This window comes from Olivibacter sp. 47, from assembly GCF_030372825.1.
GTDB classification, from domain to species: domain Bacteria; phylum Bacteroidota; class Bacteroidia; order Sphingobacteriales; family Sphingobacteriaceae; genus Olivibacter; species Olivibacter oleidegradans.
In genome coordinates this window covers 4,555,664-4,571,479 of sequence record NZ_JAUCNR010000001.1, presented here as the reverse complement: position 1 = coordinate 4,571,479, position 15,816 = coordinate 4,555,664, and the positions used below count along the sequence as shown (strand labels likewise).

The following is a 15,816-nucleotide window of genomic DNA, read 5'->3' as shown; positions in this document are numbered from 1 at the left end:
TCATAGAACCTTGCCCCGTAGTCATATTGCTTCAGCCTGTCCTGCAATTCCTTCCCGTTGTAAAGATAGTTATTTTTTACGCCCGATACATAACTGTTGAAGGTAAGTCCGAATGGGTAATAGTCATCGTGCTGGATCTCCCGTGCCGAACCGTTGTTGATATCGAAGCTCGCCCGTGCATTGCCCAGGTGGTCCGTCAGCGTATATTCGTACACGTAGGTGCCGCTGCTGTTGTAGATCCGACCCTCCTCGGTCTGTATAAAGTCGATGGCCGTGCCCCGGTACTGGATGCCGTCGACATAGTCGACCGTCTCCGTGCCGGTCACCCTTGGCATTGTAGCTGTAGGCCACGTTCTGGGCAAAGCCGTTCCCGTCCGTGCCCCCGTGCAGGTTCTTCTTCCGCAATTGTCCCACCTCGTTGTATTCGTTGCGTGCCAGCAGCGTCCGCTGTCCCCCCGTTACCGTCTTCCAGGTATCGATCAGCCTGTCGCGGTGGTCATAGCTGTACTCCGTGGTCACCGTTACAGCCACCGTGGTAGCGCCCGCATAATGGCTGCGGATGCTTTTACTCAGCTTGTGCGTGAAGGTATATTCGTTGATGACATCGTCATAGTTGTTCAGGTTATAGGCCCCGCCCTTATAGTGCTGGCTCAGCGTACGGATATTGTCGCCCCGCTCGTCATAGTAGTACACCGTCCAGAGGTAGACGTTGTTCGATCCGATCACTTTGGTCTTTTTCGCTACCAGCAGTCCCTGGGTCTTTGCCGAGACGCCCGCGGCCGTGGTCTTATTGAGATTGGCGGGCAGGCCGATACCGTCATAGCGGTCGTAATAGTTAACCTCCAATATATCGAAAAGCGAGGCATCCTGCGGCATGGCGTTGTTGGTGTAACCGTGCAGGTTGCCCGTGGCACTGCTGCGCTCCTCCCAATGCGTCGGGTGCGCCGATATCCACTGGTCGATCTGCGACTGCAGGCCCACACGCCCCTTCTCCCAGCCCGTGATGATCATCCGGCCCAGGCCGTCGTATTTATAGAAGCGGTGGTAGCGCAGGCTGGTATCGGCATTGCCGAACCCGCTGTACTCTTCCGTCGAATCACGGGCCGTCATATGGAACACCAATTGATCAAGGGGATTGTAGTTGAAATATTCCATCCCCTTGCCGGGCACCTTTTTATGTGTCATCCGGTTCCGTCTGTCGTAACGGTACTGGTAACAGTAGGCATCCAGTACCGCCTGCGCGGGAAGTGCCGTATCGGCATTCGAGATCGGCGTCAGTACGAAGCACAGGTTGCCGAAATCGTCGTACACGTAATAGGTGCTCAGGATCTCGGCGCATTGTAGCTGTAGGCCACGTTCTGGGCAAAGCCGTTCCCGTCCGTGCCCCCGTGCAGGTTCTTCTTCCGCAGCTGCCCCACCTCGTTGTATTCGTTGCGTGCCAGCAGCGTCCGCTGGCCCCCCGTTACCGTCTTCCAGGTATCGATCAGCCTGTCGCGGTGGTCATAGCGGTACTCCGTGGTCACTGTCAACGCTGCCGTGACAGCGCCCGCATAATGGCTGCGGATGCTTTTATTCAGCTTGTGCGTGAAGGTATATTCGTTGATGACATCGTCATAGTTGTTCAGGTTATAGGCCCCGCCCTTATAGTGCTGGCTCAGCGTCCGTATATTGTCGCCCCGCTCGTCATAGTAGTACACCGTCCACAGGTAGACGTTGTTCGAGCCGATCACTTTCGTCTTTTTGGCAACCAATAAACCCTGGGTCTTTGCCGAGATGCCCGCCGTTCCCACCTTGTTCAGGTTTGCCGGAAGGCCGATGCCGTCGTAGCGGTCGTAATAGTTCACCTCCAGCACGTCGAAGTTCTGGGTTGCCTGCGGCATGGCATTGTTGGTGTAACCGTGCAGGTTCCCCGTGGCACTGCTGCGCTCTTCCCAATGGGTCGGGTGTGCCGATATCCACTGGTCGATCTGCGACTGCAGGCCCACACGTCCCTTCTCCCAGCCCGTGATGATCATCCGGCCCAGCCCGTCGTATTTGTAGAAGCGGTGGTAGCGCTGGCTGGTATCGGCATTGCCGAACCCGCTGTACTCCTCCGTCGAATCACGGGCCGTCATGTGGTACACAAGCTGGTCCAGCGGGTTATAGTTGAAATATTCCATCCCCTTGCCGGGCACCTTTTTGTGTGTCATCCGGTTCCGCCTGTCGTAACGGTACTGGTAACAGTAGGCATCCAGTACCGCCTGTGTGGGCGCAACGGCCGCGTCAGCATTCGAGATCGGCGTCAGTACGAAGCACAGGTTGCCGAAATCGTCGTACACGTAATAGGTGCTCAGGATCTCAAATATTTAACAGTACATTAACATCTTAAGACGACTGCAATTTTGCTAGCTGTTCATCGATCAACTTCAATCCTTCTCCAAAACTATGAGGCACATAATCCAGCCTTTCATACGCTTTATCTAATATAAAACCTGTTCTTTTCGGACGTCGGGCATCTTGCTTAAGCGCTTCTGACTTTTCTTTGCATATAAAGGAAGCATCCAAACGATAGTACGCAGCAACCGCCTCAACAATCTCGCAGATGCTGAACATGTCTTTTCCCGAGATATGATATATACCGGTAGCTTTTCGTTCAGCAATGGTCAGACAGGCCTTTGCTAAGTCTTCCGCTAAAGTGGGCATCCGCCATTGGTCATTTACCACACGGATCGACTGCCCATTTTCCAATGCATCTTTCGCCCATAACACGATATTACTTCGGCTCATATCCCGAAGAACGCCATATACCAAAATTGTACGAACAATAGACCAAGGGCATGTTGCTTTTTGTATCAACTCCTCCGCTGCAAGCTTATGCTTGCCGTAAGTATTCACCGGGTTAGGTACATCCTCCTCTTCATAAGGGCCTTCTTCACCATCAAACACAAAATCAGTTGATAGGTGAATCAAATGAATGTTTTTATGTTCGCAGACTGCTATTAGATGAGCCACGGCAACTACGTTAACTTCATAGCTCTTTTCGGGCTCTCTTTCGCAGGCATCCACATTGGGCATTGCCGCTGTGTTGATGATAATATCCGGACGATAAGTTTCAATAGCTTTTGCCACTTGTTCATGATGCGTAATATCTAAATCAAGATACCGATAACGAGAGCTCGTCCCAAATCTGTCCGATCCTCGCGAACTTGCTATATATTCAAACCCCGGAAACTGACCTTGTAGTAAAATATCCGTTATCTTCTGCCCCAATAAACCATTGCTTCCAGTAACCAATAATCTCTTCATGCATATATATATTTAAATGCTCCGGTAAAATTGCGATAAACGCATAAACCGCCTATTTTAAAACTACTTTTAAACTTAAGACCGAAATTGGGGCTAATTGTTTAGACCCATCAAAAATATTCTTCTCGGACGCAAACGATTCGTATGGCAAATGCAACATAAAGAACTTATTTATAAACAGTGGATTAGATTGCCAGCCCCTCAAAAAACGCATCCGGTGCTTATGAAAAGGCACATGATCAAAAGAGTCATTTTTACGAACAAAAAATCTTTTCATTTAAGTATTTGATATTCCACTAGAAAGCGTATTTTTGCAGTCCGAAATAAAGCCCTTAAATGGCAATAAATCTGTACATTATTTAAAAAAACATAGTTTCTTATATGTCCAACACCGGAAAAATAGCGCAAATAATCGGACCAGTAGTAGACGTCAGCTTTGCAGGCGGTGCTAAATTACCGAAAATTTTCGACGCATTGGAAATCGAAAAAGCAAACGGACAACGTATTGTTTTAGAGGTTCAGCAACATTTAGGAGAAGAACGCGTACGTACGATCGCCATGGATTCTACCGACGGCCTTGTACGGGGTATGCCTGTAAAAGATACAGGAGCTCCTATAAAGATGCCAATAGGCGATGACATTAAGGGCCGTGTATTTAACGTAGTTGGAGATGCCATTGACGGTATTAAAGAACTCGATAAATCAAACGGACGTCCTATTCACAATTTACCGCCAAAATTCGAGGATCTTTCTACCGAAACCGAGGTGCTTTATACCGGTATCAAAGTAATCGATTTATTAGAGCCTTATGCTAAAGGCGGTAAAATCGGTTTGTTTGGAGGTGCAGGTGTAGGTAAAACGGTACTTATCCAAGAGTTAATCAATAACATTGCGAAAGCTTATTCCGGATTATCGGTATTTGCCGGCGTAGGTGAGCGTACCCGTGAAGGAAACGACTTATTACGTGAGATGATCGAATCGGGAATTATCAAGTATGGCGACGAGTTCCTTCATAGCATGGAAAAGGGCGACTGGAATCTAGAGCAGGTCGATACCGACGCTTTAAAAGAATCAAAGGCGACTTTCGTTTTTGGCCAGATGAACGAGCCTCCCGGTGCACGTGCGCGGGTTGCGCTTTCAGGACTTACCATTGCCGAATATTTCCGTGATGGTGACGGTGAAGGAGCGGGAAAAGACATTCTGTTCTTTATTGATAACATCTTCCGTTTTACACAAGCAGGGTCAGAAGTATCGGCACTATTAGGACGGATGCCTTCTGCCGTGGGTTACCAACCAACATTGGCAACCGAAATGGGTTTAATGCAAGAACGTATTACTTCAACAAAACGTGGTTCGATTACCTCTGTACAAGCGGTATATGTACCGGCGGATGACTTGACGGATCCAGCTCCGGCAACTACCTTTGCCCACTTGGATGCTACCACTGTTTTGTCGCGTAAAATAGCCGAGTTAGGGATCTATCCTGCAGTAGACCCACTGGATTCAACTTCTCGTATCTTGAATCCTACCATCTTAGGAGATGAACACTATAACACTGCTCAACGCGTTAAGGAAACTTTGCAACGCTATAAAGAATTGCAAGATATCATCGCCATCTTGGGTATGGACGAGTTATCAGAGGAAGACAAGTTGGTAGTAGCCCGTGCTCGTCGCGTGCAGCGTTTCTTGTCACAGCCTTTTCACGTTGCTGAACAATTTACAGGTTTAAAAGGCGTGTTAGTGGATATTAAAGATACTATAAAAGGTTTCAATATGATTATGGATGGTGAGGTTGATGAATATCCGGAAGCTGCATTTAACTTGGTAGGCAGCATTGAAGATGCCATTGCAAAAGGTAAGAGACTGTTAGAAGAAGCAAACGCATAAAATGATAGTATCGCGTGTTGAACATCCGGTTCAGTACGCATGATCTAGTATATATGGAACTTAACATTATTACACCAGACCAATCAATATTCAGCGGACAGGCCCATTCTGTAACCGTACCGGGAAGTGCAGGCTCTTTCGAAATTTTGAAAGATCACGCCCCCATTATATCTACGTTAGAGGATGGGAAAGTCATTATCCGCAACAATAAGGATATCGAAGTCATTATTATTAAAGGCGGGGTGGTTGAAGTACTCGACAATAAAATTACCGTGCTTGCTGAAGGTGTTGTAACTGAAGAAAACTAGAAAAAAAGCAAAAAAGAAAGCCCGGTAGTCAATGATTACCGGGCTTTCTTTTTTACAAGTTTTTTTCCCCATTTAGCAATTTTAGGAAGAAAATGGCGATAAATTATTATGCATACATAAATATGTACCGTATACCAAATTAGGTTTTAGTCTATTTATTGACCATTTATATAGTTAGACAGCCATAATTGACAAAATAAAATTTGGAACGAAACAATATTCATAAAACAAAATATCAAATTTAATAAATCTCCACTAGCTATTGCCTTTGTAATTATAAGCTACTATTTTGGGAAAACAATATATAGTAATAAAACCTATAGTAAAACAAGGCCCGTTGGTCTATACTATTTTGCAGATCAAATAAAGAAAAATAATATATTAAGTGCGACATGCTAACTGAACAAAAAACTGAACTAAACAAGTACAGCAAAGTGTTTACACAGGACAAAACACAACCTGCTGCCCAAGCCATGCTCTATGGCATTGGCCTTACGGACGAAGACATGAATAAAGCACAAGTCGGCATTGCAAGTATGGGCTACGACGGTAACACTTGTAACATGCATTTGAACGATTTGGCACAAGTGGTCAAAAAGGGCGTGTGGGATCACGACTTGGTAGGTTTAGTATTTAATACAATCGGTGTAAGTGATGGTATGAGCAACGGAACTGATGGGATGCGCTATTCGCTGGTAAGCCGCGATATTATTGCCGATAGTATCGAAGCGATCTGCGGAGGACAATATTACGATGGCCTCATTACTATCCCAGGCTGCGATAAAAATATGCCGGGATCTATTATGGCCATGGGAAGACTTAACCGTCCATCGATCATGGTATACGGCGGAACGATTGCCCCTGGACATTATAAGGGAGAGGATTTAAACATCGTATCGGCTTTCGAAGCACTGGGAAAGAAGATAGCAGGAACCATTAGTGAGGAAGATTTTATAGGAGTCATCAAACATACCTGTCCCGGTGCGGGCGCCTGTGGGGGAATGTATACCGCAAATACGATGGCCTCTGCCATTGAGGCTTTGGGAATGAGCCTCCCCTACTCCTCTTCTAATCCTGCTGTAAGTGAAGAAAAAAGAAAAGAGTGCCTGGAAGCGGGGAAATACATCCGCATCTTATTGGAGCGAGATATTAAACCATCCGACATCATGACCCGCAAGGCTTTTGAAAATGCCTTGCGCATCATTATTATCCTTGGGGGAAGCACCAATGCTGTATTGCATTTTATCGCAATGGGAAAAAGCGTAGGTGTTGAAATTACACAAGATGATTTTCAACGCATGAGCGATACAACACCGGTATTGGCAGATTTTAAACCAAGCGGCAAATATCTTATGCAAGATCTTCATCAACATGGCGGTATCCCGGCTGTTATGAAATACCTTTTAAACGAAGGCCTGCTCCATGGCGACTGCTTAACGGTTACCGGTAAAACCTTAGCTGAAAACCTGGAAAATGTGGAACCGATCAATTTAAAGGAACAGGCGATTGTACAAACTATCGATAATCCGATCAAACCTACCGGCCATTTACAGATTTTGTATGGCAACTTGGCAGAAAAGGGAAGTGTAGCCAAAATCTCCGGCAAAGAGGGTGAGCGCTTTGAAGGACCGGCAAGAGTGTTTGACGGTGAAAAAAATCTAATAGCCGGTTTGGCCAATGGTACCGTAAAAGCAGGCGATGTAGTGGTTATCAAAAATGAAGGCCCTAAAGGAGCTCCCGGAATGCCTGAAATGTTAAAGCCTACCTCTGCCATCATTGGTGCCGGTTTAGGGAAAAGCGTTGCCTTGATTACCGACGGTCGTTTTAGCGGTGGTACGCATGGTTTCGTAGTTGGTCATATTACACCTGAAGCCTATGATGGCGGACTGATCGGATTGGTGGAAGATAATGACATCATTGAAATCGATGCCGTCAATAATACCATCACCCTAAAGGTAGCCGATGAGATTATAGCGGAAAGAAGACGAAATTGGAAACAACCTAGCTTAAAAGTAAGCAAAGGGGTTTTATATAAATATGCAAGAACCGTTTCAAGTGCGGCAGAAGGTTGTGTTACCGATGAATAAATCGGGAAGTCTGCACACGTATATAGACGGCTGACAACCGATGACTGAAAGCTGATGACTAATAACTAATAACGAGTAACAAACAACAAAAAGGACATGAATACGCTCGAAATAACAAAAGACACGCCTCAGCAAGCACAGGAGGAAAAGGCAAAAACAACAAAAATTTCAGGCTCTCAAGCCGTATTGGAGGCATTTATTGCTGAAGGAGTGGACACCATATTCGGTTACCCAGGGGGTGCGATTATGCCTATTTATGACGCATTGTATGACTATAATGACCGATTGAAACATATATTGGTGCGCCATGAACAAGGTGGTATACATGCGGCGCAAGGCTATGCCCGTACTTCGGGAAAAACCGGTGTTGTCTTTGCTACCAGTGGTCCGGGCGCAACAAACCTAGTTACCGGCCTGGCGGATGCCATGATTGATAGCAACCCTATTGTATGTGTTACAGGTCAAGTATTTGCACATCTTTTGGGCACCGATGCTTTTCAGGAAACCGATGTTATTAATATTACAACACCCGTTACAAAATGGAATTACCAAGTAACGGATGCGTGCGAAATTCCAGCGGCTTTAGCAAAGGCGTTTTATATAGCAAGAACAGGCCGGCCAGGCCCTGTATTAATTGATATAACAAAGAACGCACAACTGCAATTGTTCGACTATGAAGGCTATACCTCTTGCAACCATATAAGAAGCTATCGCCCGGCTCCAATCGTTCGAAAAGAATATATTGCAGCGGCCGCAGAGCTGATTAATCAAGCAAAAAAGCCTTTTGTGCTTTTTGGTCAAGGCGTCATTTTAGGGAAAGCCGAAAATGAATTTAAGGCGTTTATCGAAAAAACAGGCATTCCTGCTGCATGGACAATTATGGGACTGAGCGCACTGCCAACTGATCACCCCTTAAATGTCGGTATGTTGGGTATGCACGGCAATTACGCACCCAATGTCTTAACAAACGAATGTGATGTCCTCATAGCCATCGGTATGCGTTTTGACGACCGGGTTACGGGGCGACTTGATAAATATGCGAAACAAGCTAAAGTGATTCATCTGGATATCGATCCGGCGGAAATAGACAAAAATGTCAAAACAACGGTACCCGTTTGGGGCGATTGTAAAGAGACCTTGCCTTTACTTACAGCATTAGTTCAAGCCAACCAGCACAGTGAATGGGTACAGAAATTCCGTGAGCTTGAGCAGGAAGAAGTAAAAGAGGTCATTCATGCTGAATTGAATCCGGGTGAAGGTGAAATGACGATGGGAGAAGTAATCAATGTGCTCAATGAATTAGCCAATGATGATGCGGTTATCGTAACCGACGTGGGTCAGCATCAAATGGTGGCTTGCCGTTATGCCCGTTTTAAACAGTCGAAAAGCAATGTTACTTCCGGAGGTTTAGGCACAATGGGATTTGGACTGCCCGCAGCTATAGGTGCTTGGTATGGAGCTCCCGAGCGCAATGTGGTAGCAATCATCGGTGACGGCGGTATTCAGATGACTATTCAAGAATTAGGCACGATTATGCAATTTGGCGCGAAGGTTAAAATTTTGATTCTGAATAACCAGTTCCTGGGTATGGTTCGCCAATGGCAGCAGTTGTTCCATGACAAACGTTATTCATTTGTAAACATAACAAGCCCCGATTACGTAGCAGTGGCTAAAGGATATTACATTCCCGGAAAACGCATAGATCAACGAGCTAACTTAAGGGAGGCATTACAAGAAATGTTGAACCATGACGGCTCTTATCTATTGGAAGTAATGGTAGGGAAAGAGAATAACGTATTCCCTATGGTACCGCAAGGAAGTAGTGTAAGTGAAATAAGGTTGAAGTAAGTCAAAAATAAAAAGTAAAAATTCAAAAATAAAAAGGTCCCCTTAGGGGGTGGTAAAAGTGAAAAAATGTCTTTTGGAGTCAACAAAATATATGATATAAAGGAAAGGACATTTCTCTTTTCGAAACAGATTATTTTGTTTGTAAAAGACACAAATTTTGACAGGACTTTTTCTTCAATCTTTGACCAGTTGGTTCGTAGTGCTACATCAGTCGGAGCTAACATAGCCGAGGGTAAATCGGGCTCATCGAAAAACGACTTTTTAAAGTTTCACATTATCGCATTAAAGTCAGCCAATGAAACAATCTATTGGCTCAAACTAATTAGAGAAACATTAAACATAGATAAAAATAAAGCAGATTCGTTGATGTTGGAAGTTGAAGAGATAGCAAAGATCCTTGCAACCATTATCTTAAAAAACAAAGCTGCATAGTTTTTAACTTTTGAATTTTACCTTTTGAATTAAAAAAATGGAAAAACAAGAATATACCATCACGGTTTACACAGAGAATAGCATTGGTATGATCAGCAGAATTGCTATCATATTTTCTCGTCGTAAAATAAACATTGAGAGCTTAAACACTTCACCTTCAGAAGTACATGGCATCCATCGCTTTACGATAGTAATCACCGAATCGGAGGAAGTAGTGCGAAAATTATGTAGACAAATTGAAAAACAGGTTGAAGTGCTCAAAGCCTATTATAATACCAATGACGAGGTCATATGGCAAGAGCAGGCCTTATATAAGGTTCCCACCAGTGTGGTAACTGAAAAAGCGCCTATTGAACGCTTATTACGTGAATATGGTGCACATGCTGTAGTGATCCGAAACGACTACACCGTATTTGAAACTGCGGGACATCGCGAGGAAATCGATAAGTTAACCGAAGCCTTAGCCGAATACAATTTAATTGAATTTGTTCGGAGCGCGCGCATTGCCATCATTAAAGATAGCGAAGGATTCCACAAGAAATTAAAGCAATTTGAACTGGCAGAACCAGCAGAAGAAATTGTTGAGAACGAATACCTTGATAAGCAGGATAAAGTCTTTACGATGTAGTTATGGCAATAAGCAGTATCGACATAGCCCTCCAGGTAAGAAGGAATTTTATTGAGTTGATGGACAATATGACCATCGGAGAACTTAATACCATCCCTTCGGGATTTAATAACAATATTGCTTGGAACTTCGGGCACATTGTAGTGAGTCAGCAAAAACTTTGCTATACACTATCCGGCTTGCCCATAAAGCTAGATGAACAGTATATGCTTAAGTATCAAAAAGGTTCAAAACCTGAAAAATTTATTGATCAGGATGAAATTGACTACTTGAAGGAACAGGCTTACACACTTATCGATGAGTTGCTGGGGGATTTAGAAGCAAGCGTTTTCCATAATTTTAATCCCACTAAACTACATTTCGGTCTCGAACTAAAAGGTATAGAAGACGCGATCAATTACTTTCAAAACCATGATGCATTACATCTAGGCTTTGCTACAGCTATAAAAAGAGCGATAATAGGAGAAAAACAAAAGCTATCGGCTAATGCCTAACAGCTAAAAACGTTATAAAATCAAAACAGTAATCGTCAAACATTAGATAAAACAATGGCAAATTATTTTAACACCCTACCACTCAGAGAAAAATTGAACCAATTAGGCGTTGCCGAATTTATGGACATCCGTGAATTTACGGATGGCGTGAGCGCATTAAAAGGTAAAAAAATCGTTATTGTGGGCTGCGGTGCTCAAGGCCTAAATCAAGGGCTTAATTTAAGAGATAGTGGACTTGATGTTTCATATGCGCTTCGTAAGGAAGCAATCGAACAAAAGAGAGATTCATGGAAAAATGCAACCGATAACAACTTTACGGTGGGTACTTATGAGGAACTTATCCCTACAGCTGATCTCGTCAGTAACTTAACGCCCGATAAACAACACTCTTCCGTTATTGATGCTATTATGCCTTTAATGAAGGAAGGTGCTACCCTATCCTATTCACACGGTTTCAATATTGTTGAAGAAGGAAAGCAAATCCGCAAAGATATTACGGTAATAATGGTCGCTCCGAAATGTCCAGGCTCAGAAGTTAGAGCTGAGTACTTACGTGGTTTTGGTGTGCCTACGCTCATTGCCGTACATCCGGAGAACGATCCTCAAGGTAAGGGCTTAGCTGAAGCTAAAGCGTACTGTGTAGGTACCGGTGGTCATAAAGCCGGCGTGTTGCGTTCGTCATTCGTAGCGGAAGTTAAATCAGATTTGATGGGTGAGCAGACCATCTTATGCGGGCTTTTACAAACCGGTTCGATCTTATCGTTCGACAAGATGGTGGAAAAAGGGATTGAACCCGGTTACGCCTCAAAACTAGTGCAGTACGGCGTCGAAGTAATCACAGAAGCATTAAAACAGGGTGGTATCACGGCTATGATGGATAGGTTAAGCAACGTAGCTAAAATCAAAGCATTTGAGGTTTCTGAAGAACTTAAGACCATTATGCGTCCATTGTTTCAAAAACACCAAGATGATATCATGAGTGGTGAATTCAGCCGCACCATGATGGAAGACTGGGCGAACGGCGACAAAAACTTATTGGCTTGGCGCGCCGCTACAGGTGAAACAGCCTTCGAAAAGACGCCTGCAGGGGATGTAAAAATTGGAGAACAAGAGTGTTTTGACCATGCCGTATTTATGGTTTCTTATATTAGAGCAGGCGTTGAATTAGCGTTCGAAACCATGGTGGAAGCGGGTATTAAACCGGAATCTGCTTATTACGAATCATTGCATGAAACACCGCTTATTGCCAATACCATTGCCCGCAAAAAGCTATTCGAAATGAACCGCGTCATTTCCGATACTGCTGAATATGGTTGTTATTTATTTGATCATGCTTGTAAACCATTGTTAGCTGATTTTATGAAAACCGTTGATACAGACATCATCGGCAAAAACTATAATGATGGCAAAGATGGAGCGGTTGATAACCAAGAACTAATTGCTGTTAATGAGGCTATCCGCAACCATCCGGTAGAAAAAGTAGGTGCAGTATTACGGAAAGCAATGACTGCCATGAAGGCTATTAAAACAGTGTAAAAAACATCCGGGCCGGTTTTGGAGTTAACCGGCCCGGACAATTTCTAATGTACATAAACAGGCCTGGTTGGCACTTTTTGCAAAAAAGGCTTGATAGTATAAAAAAACAATTTGTATAAGTTTGTATTAAAACAACGACACCATATTAAAAAGGCATTCCAGCCCATTCGGCTATGATTAATCCCTTCGTCCATATTACCCATTTAAGTCTTCAATATGCACATGATGTTATATTGGATCAGCTCAATTGGCAAATCCTCCAGGGAGAGCATTGGCTTATTGGTGGAAAAAGTGGTTCGGGAAAAAGTTCATTGGGAAAAGCGCTCGCTGGACTTGAAAAAACAAGTGGCGATATGCAATTCTTTTTCAATAAATCTTCCGCCCTTCCCGCCCGAGTACTGTATGTATCTAACTGGTATCAGTTTACCAACCTGGAAGGCGATCGCAATTTCTATTATCAGCAGCGTTATAATAAACAACAACGCAATGATACCTTGACGGTATATGCTGAATTAATGCATTATGCCAAAGAGGAAAGCCTAGCGTTTGAAGAAGTTGAGAAATACTTAGATCTTTTCGATTTTATCGATTTCAAAAATACGCAGCTCATCGAACTGTCCAGTGGAGAGCATAAAAAATTACAATTGATAAAAGCACTCTGGCTTAAACCGCAACTGTTAATTATTGATGAACCGTATACCGGATTAGATAAAGCGTCGCGCAAAAAGCTAAATCACTTTTTGGAAGAGTTGGCTGAAGCAGGTGTACAGTTGATTCTTATCACAAACGATGAAAACATACCAAACTGCATCAACCGATTTGCGGAAATTGAAAATGGAAAGTTAAAACACCTATCTTCTATTCAAAATTTATCCAAAGATGTGGCTCGCGAACAAAAGCCTTTACCGCATTTCCTTCAAGAAGAGCCGAGGGAATCGGCCGATATTTTCGTCCATATGGAAAACATCCATGTTCGATATGGCGAAAAAGAAGTATTAAAGAATATCAGTTGGACAGTACGTAAAGGCGAAAAGTGGCTTCTGCAAGGGCATAACGGCTCAGGTAAATCGACCTTGCTCAGTCTTATAAATGGCGATCATCCACAAGCGTATGCAAATGAGATCCATCTTTTTGGCAACAAGCGAGGAAGTGGAGAAAGTATTTGGGATATTAAAGCTCACTTAGGTATTGTTTCGCCTGAATTACATTGGTACTTTGATAAAACTGCGAAAGTGTGGCAAGCGATCGCCTCCGGCCTGTACGATAGTATTGGTTTATTTCGACAGCTAAACTATGAACAACAACAGCGGGTTACCCAGCTATTAGACTTCTTTGAGTTAACAACCTGTAAGGACCGCCTGTTAACAACCTTGCCTTTAGGTAAACAGCGACTTGTTTTATTGGCTAGAACCGTCATCAAAAATCCGTCGCTATTGATATTAGATGAGCCCTGCCAAGGCCTGGATTACGCGCAGACCGAACATTTCAATGCAGTTGTGGACGAACTTTGTAGCTTTGGAAAAACATTGATTTACGTTGGTCATTACGAGACACAACTACCGAGCTGTCTGGAAAACAAAATTGTGCTAGAGAAAGGTGAAATAAAAACAATACAAAAGATAGCCGCATATGCTTAGAAAGATGGAACAGACCGTTATTGTCAACCATATACAGCTATCCTAAATATATAGTAGAAATAAAAAAGACCCAGTATGTTACATAATCCTAATCACTTATACATATTCGACACCACGCTTCGTGACGGAGAACAAGTCCCTGGTTCACAATTGACCACGCCCGAAAAAATCATTATCGGTGAAGCACTTCAGGCTTTGGGAGTGGATATTATTGAAGCAGGTTTTCCGATTTCCAGTCCGGGTGATTTCCAAAGTGTAGTTGAATTATCAAAGGTTGTACGCGAACCGATCATCTGCGCTTTAACCCGCGCAAATAAAGGCGATATTGATTGCGCAGCAGAGGCTTTAAAATATGCGAAACGGCCCCGTATCCACACCGGTATCGGGTCATCTGACATGCATATTAAATATAAATTCAACAGTACCCGTGAAGCGATTCTTGAGCGTGCTGCGGAAGCGGTGAAATATGCTAAACAATTTGTAGAAGATGTTGAGTTTTATGCGGAAGACGCCGGAAGAGCGGACAATGTATATTTAGCTCAAATGATCGAGGCAGTGATCGCCGCGGGTGCAACGGTTGTCAATATTCCTGATACCAACGGCTATTGCTTACCTGAGCAATACGGTGCTAAAATTCGTTTCCTAAAAGAAAATGTTAAGAATATCGATCAGGCGATTATCTCCGTCCATTGTCATAACGACTTGGGCCTTGCTACCGCTAATAGTCTTTCGGGAATTCAAAATGGTGCTCGGCAAGTCGAATGCACAATAAACGGCATCGGTGAGCGTGCAGGTAACACCTCTTTAGAGGAAGTGGTCATGGCACTCAAAACACACTATCAAACACTCGGGTTCCAGACCAACATTAACACCAAACAATTATATCCGCTTAGCACGATGGTAAGCCGCATGATGCGTATGCCTGTGCAAGCTAACAAAGCTATTGTAGGACGTAACGCCTTTGCACACAGCTCCGGCATTCACCAAGACGGAGTACTTAAGCACCGCGAAAATTACGAAATTATCAATCCGGAGGATGTTGGTATAGATCAGTCAGAGATTATCCTTACTGCTCGTAGCGGACGACATGCACTTAAACACCATTTAGAACGCCTCGGGTATACTATTGATCGCATCGATTTGGATCAGACCTATCAGCGTTTTCTCGCACTTGCCGACGAAAAGAAGGAGATTAAGGATGATGATTTGTTGCGCTTAATGGGTGATGAGGCAGAAACCAATTTTAAAAACGGCGTTACTATCAGTTCTCTGCAAGTTATAACCGGTGATCAAAGCGATCCGCAAGCGATCATTAAACTGAACTATAAAGGTACCGAACGGGAAGCAACGGCATCTGGTAACGGCCCGGTGAGTGCTACCATTAAAGCCATCGAAAGCATTATTGGAAGCCATAATGAAATCAAGGAATTTAATATACACTCTATTCATGGAGGAAGTGACGATGTAAGTAAAGTAGATATGCGTGTTATCCATGATAATCAATCCTATATGGGATATGGATTCAGTACCGATATCGTAAGAGCATCGGCTAATGCTTATCTGGATGCATTAAATAAGTTTGTGTAAATTAGCTTTTTCCATTATCATCGGAGTGAGACGAAACAGAGACGAGAAAGCGATAAACTGAGCAGTACTAAATAGCAAGAAAAATTA

The 15,816-nt window shown here is 43.7% G+C and carries 13 protein-coding genes; 10 read left to right on the top strand and 3 right to left on the bottom strand.

From position 1 onward, the window contains the following. Positions 1–123: 123 nt before the first annotated feature. The 3 genes from QT327_RS19960 to QT327_RS19950 are packed head-to-tail and all read right to left on the bottom strand — an operon-like array spanning position 124 to position 3,285. Complete coding sequence (locus QT327_RS19960) at positions 124–1,311, bottom strand: hypothetical protein (protein WP_289553813.1); 1,188 nt, start codon at positions 1,309–1,311, stop codon at positions 124–126. An 11-nt stretch (positions 1,312–1,322) separates the two neighbouring features. Next, positions 1,323–2,318 carry a hypothetical protein gene (locus QT327_RS19955; protein WP_289553812.1) on the bottom strand — a complete coding sequence of 332 codons (996 nt, stop codon included), beginning with the start codon at positions 2,316–2,318 and terminating at the stop codon, positions 1,323–1,325. Positions 2,319–2,364: 46 nt separating this feature from the next. Next, on the bottom strand, positions 2,365–3,285 hold the full coding sequence (locus QT327_RS19950) for an SDR family oxidoreductase (RefSeq protein WP_149105324.1): 921 nt from the start codon (positions 3,283–3,285) through the stop codon (positions 2,365–2,367). A gap of 381 nt (positions 3,286–3,666) precedes the next feature. Here QT327_RS19950 and atpD point away from each other — a divergent pair, with 381 nt between their 5' ends. The 10 genes from atpD (at position 3,667) to QT327_RS19900 (ending at position 15,729) form a co-directional block, all read left to right on the top strand. Then, positions 3,667–5,172 (top strand): F0F1 ATP synthase subunit beta, encoded by a 1,506-nt coding sequence (atpD, locus tag QT327_RS19945; protein WP_013665568.1) that lies wholly within the window; start codon positions 3,667–3,669, stop codon positions 5,170–5,172. Positions 5,173–5,225: 53 nt separating this feature from the next. Next, on the top strand, positions 5,226–5,480 hold the full coding sequence (gene atpC / locus QT327_RS19940) for an ATP synthase F1 subunit epsilon (protein WP_041387300.1): 255 nt from the start codon (positions 5,226–5,228) through the stop codon (positions 5,478–5,480). 392 nt (positions 5,481–5,872) lie between these two features. Beyond that, a complete protein-coding gene (ilvD, locus tag QT327_RS19935) occupies positions 5,873–7,567 on the top strand; it encodes a dihydroxy-acid dehydratase (protein ID WP_013665566.1) in 1,695 nt (564 codons plus the stop codon). A gap of 96 nt (positions 7,568–7,663) precedes the next feature. Beyond that, positions 7,664–9,415 (top strand): biosynthetic-type acetolactate synthase large subunit, encoded by a 1,752-nt coding sequence (gene ilvB / locus QT327_RS19930; RefSeq protein ID WP_130856416.1) that lies wholly within the window; start codon positions 7,664–7,666, stop codon positions 9,413–9,415. 66 nt (positions 9,416–9,481) lie between these two features. Next, entirely contained in the window at positions 9,482–9,847 is a 366-nt protein-coding gene (locus QT327_RS19925; protein ID WP_149105323.1) for a four helix bundle protein, read from the top strand. A gap of 37 nt (positions 9,848–9,884) precedes the next feature. Next, entirely contained in the window at positions 9,885–10,475 is a 591-nt protein-coding gene (gene ilvN / locus QT327_RS19920) for an acetolactate synthase small subunit (RefSeq protein WP_013665563.1), read from the top strand. A 2-nt stretch (positions 10,476–10,477) separates the two neighbouring features. Further along, entirely contained in the window at positions 10,478–10,969 is a 492-nt protein-coding gene (locus tag QT327_RS19915) for a DinB family protein (protein WP_149105322.1), read from the top strand. 54 nt (positions 10,970–11,023) lie between these two features. After that, entirely contained in the window at positions 11,024–12,505 is a 1,482-nt protein-coding gene (gene ilvC, locus QT327_RS19910; protein ID WP_289553811.1) for a ketol-acid reductoisomerase, read from the top strand. Between the two features lie 173 nt (positions 12,506–12,678). Further along, on the top strand, positions 12,679–14,142 hold the full coding sequence (locus tag QT327_RS19905) for an ATP-binding cassette domain-containing protein (RefSeq protein ID WP_149105320.1): 1,464 nt from the start codon (positions 12,679–12,681) through the stop codon (positions 14,140–14,142). A gap of 75 nt (positions 14,143–14,217) precedes the next feature. After that, the gene (locus QT327_RS19900; RefSeq protein WP_013665559.1) at positions 14,218–15,729 is read left to right on the top strand and encodes a 2-isopropylmalate synthase; all 1,512 of its coding nucleotides are present in this window, start codon (positions 14,218–14,220) and stop codon (positions 15,727–15,729) included. Positions 15,730–15,816: the final 87 nt, after the last annotated feature.